We start from the raw sequence: 2498 nt of genomic DNA, 5'->3' as shown, positions 1-2498 counted from the left end.
CGCGGCGGCCAGCGGGCGCCGCTCCTCGGGCGGCACCGCCAGCACCCGCAATTCCGCCTGCAGATCCTCGATCTGCAGCGCCAGCGCGTCCAGCCGCCCCTTCACGCCGAACACGGCAAAGGGCATCAGCAGCCAGACAAAGGCAAACAACGTCCCCAGGATCAGCAGCACTAGCTGCAACCACCAGGGCATCCAGTCGAGGAACGGCAACGGCATCGCGATACGACCAGAAAAGAACGGACCTCCGCCCATGTGACCAGATCAGGCCACGCCGGCGCAAGGATCCCGTAAGAAGGTCACATTCCCAGGGCGCGGCGGTAGATATCCAGCAGCGTCTCCTGCTCCTCCACCTCGGCCGGCTCCTGCTTGCGCAGGCGGATGATCTGCCGGATCACCTTCACGTCGAACCCGGCCGACTTCGCCTCGGTGAAGATATCCTTAATATCGCCGGCCAGGGCCTTGCGTTCCTCTTCCAGCCGCTCGATCCGCTCGATGATGCTGCGCAGCCGGTCCGCCGCAATGCCGCCTACCGCCGCCGCGTTGTCGTCAGCCGCAAAATTCTCCGCATCCATGGAACCGCATGCCTCCAGCATCGTGGGTGGAACGTCGCTCGTCCGACCGGGCCAGGGGCCGAAACCACCCGATCCGAAAGGGAACGGCGGGCTTATCGTGACGATGCCGGCCGGTCAATGGCAACTTGACAGCCCCCCTTCGCCCGGCCCAAACCGATGCACGGCAGGTCGTCTCCCCCACGGGTCCCCCGGCATATGGAGGCAGGCCCGCGCATGTCCGCGAAACGTCCAACGCAACAATCAGAACCGCGCAGGAGGCCGCATCCGATGGCTCAACTCCCACCCGTCGATATTTTCGACTACATCGTCTTCGGGGCCACCGGCGACCTGACGATGCGCAAGCTGCTGCCGGCGCTCTATTACCGCTATCGCGACGGGCAGATCCCCGATCAGGCCCGCATCATCGGCACCGCCCGCTCGCCCCTCTCCCGCGCCGATTTCCAGGCCCGGGCCGAGAAGGCGCTGCAGAATTTCGTCAAGCCCGCCGATCTCGACCCCGACCTCGCGCGCCGCTTCCTCGCCCTCGTGCATTATGTCAGCCTGAACGGCGCCGAGGCCGGCAGCAACTGGCCCGGGCTGAAGGACCTGCTGGCCGAAGCCCCCGCCGACCGGATCCGCGTCTATTACCTGGCCACCGCGCCCGACCTGTACGGCCGGATCTGCGAAAATCTCAGCACCCAGGGCCTGGTCACCGACCAGTCGCGCGTCGTGCTGGAAAAGCCGATCGGCACCGACCTGGCCTCGGCGGACGAAATCAATGACGGCGTCGGCCGGTTCTTCCCGGAAAACCACATTTTCCGCATCGACCACTATCTGGGCAAGGAAACCGTCCAGGCCGTGATCGCGCTGCGCTTCGCCAACCCGGTCTTCGAACGGCTCTGGTCGTCCGACGCCATCGACTATATCCAGATCACCGCGGCCGAAACCGTGGGCGTCGAGGGCCGCGGCCCGTATTACGACAAGTCCGGCGCCATGCGCGACATGATCCAGAACCACCTGCTGCAGGTGCTGTGCCTGGTCGCGATGGACCCGCCCGGCTCGCTCGAGGCCGACAGCCTGCGCAACGAGAAGCTCAAGGTCCTGCGCGCGCTGCGCCCGATCACGCCCGAGGACGTCGCCGTCAGCACGGTACGCGCCCGGTACGGCGCCGGCGAAATGGGCGGCAAGCCCGTCCCCGGCTATCTCGATGATCTCGGCGAGAACGCGGTCAGCAACACCGAGACCTTCGTCGCCATCCGCGCCCAGGTCGATACCTGGCGCTGGGGCAACGTGCCGTTCTACCTGCGCTCGGGCAAGCGCATGGCCCAGAAAAGCAGCGAGATCGTCATCCAGTTCAAGACCACCCCCTGGTCGATCTTCCCCGAGAAGCCGGCGGCCAACCGCCTGGTCATCCGCATCCAGCCCGATGAGGGCGTGATGCTGACCGTCTCGACCAAGGACCCGACCCCGACCGATTCGGTGGCGCTGCGCCAGGCCGACATCAACATCGCGTTCGAAAAGGCGTTCGCCACCCGCTACCCCGACGCGTACGAACGCCTGCTGCTCGACGTCGTGCGCGGCGATCCGGTCCTGTTCATCCGCCGGGATGAGGTCGAGGCCGCATGGCGCTGGGCCGACCCGATCCTCCAGGGGTGGGCCGAGAACAAGTCGCCGCTCGAAACCTACCCGGCCGGAAGCTGGGGCCCCGACGCCGCCCGCGCCCTGCTGGCCGAGCGCGGCCACCGGTGGCACGAGGACATGGTCTGACCGTCCGCATGGCCTCCCCTTCCGATACCACGAACAAACTGGGCGGCCGCCGCGGCCGCCGGGCGCCTGGACCCCCCCACCGCACGCGGCGGGGGAAGGGGGGGGCCCGGGGCCCCCGCCCCGGGGGGGCCCCCCGCCCCGGGGGGGGGGGCCCCGGGGGGGCCCCCAAAACCCAACCCC

2 protein-coding genes and 1 pseudogene are annotated in these 2498 nt (G+C 68.1%); 1 reads left to right on the top strand and 2 read right to left on the bottom strand.

Annotated elements, in window-relative coordinates; genetic code table 11:
- A pseudogene (locus HUK84_RS14855) lies at window positions 1-216 on the bottom strand (hypothetical protein); the annotation flags it as partial.
- Between the two features lie 80 nt (window positions 217-296).
- Entirely contained in the window at window positions 297-572 is a 276-nt protein-coding gene (locus tag HUK84_RS14850; protein WP_176640977.1) for a DUF2312 domain-containing protein, read from the bottom strand.
- A 267-nt stretch (window positions 573-839) separates the two neighbouring features.
- Between HUK84_RS14850 and zwf the strand changes: the two genes are divergently transcribed.
- Window positions 840-2318 (top strand): glucose-6-phosphate dehydrogenase, encoded by a 1479-nt coding sequence (zwf, locus tag HUK84_RS14845; protein WP_176640976.1) that lies wholly within the window; start codon window positions 840-842, stop codon window positions 2316-2318.
- The last annotated feature ends 180 nt before the right edge of the window (window positions 2319-2498 follow it).

This window comes from Nguyenibacter vanlangensis, assembly GCF_013376155.1.
GTDB lineage: Bacteria > Pseudomonadota > Alphaproteobacteria > Acetobacterales > Acetobacteraceae > Gluconacetobacter > Gluconacetobacter vanlangensis.
Note: the sequence above shows the minus strand (reverse complement) of the source record. Positions and strands in the feature narration are given on the sequence as shown.

What these genes read in the sequence shown, in the direction of transcription:
- HUK84_RS14850 (WP_176640977.1), bottom strand. Translation starts at nt 572, where the DNA reads ATGGATGCGGAGAATTTTGCGGCTGACGACAACGCGGCGGCGGTAGGC.
- zwf (WP_176640976.1), top strand. Translation starts at nt 840, where the DNA reads ATGGCTCAACTCCCACCCGTCGATATTTTCGACTACATCGTCTTCGGG.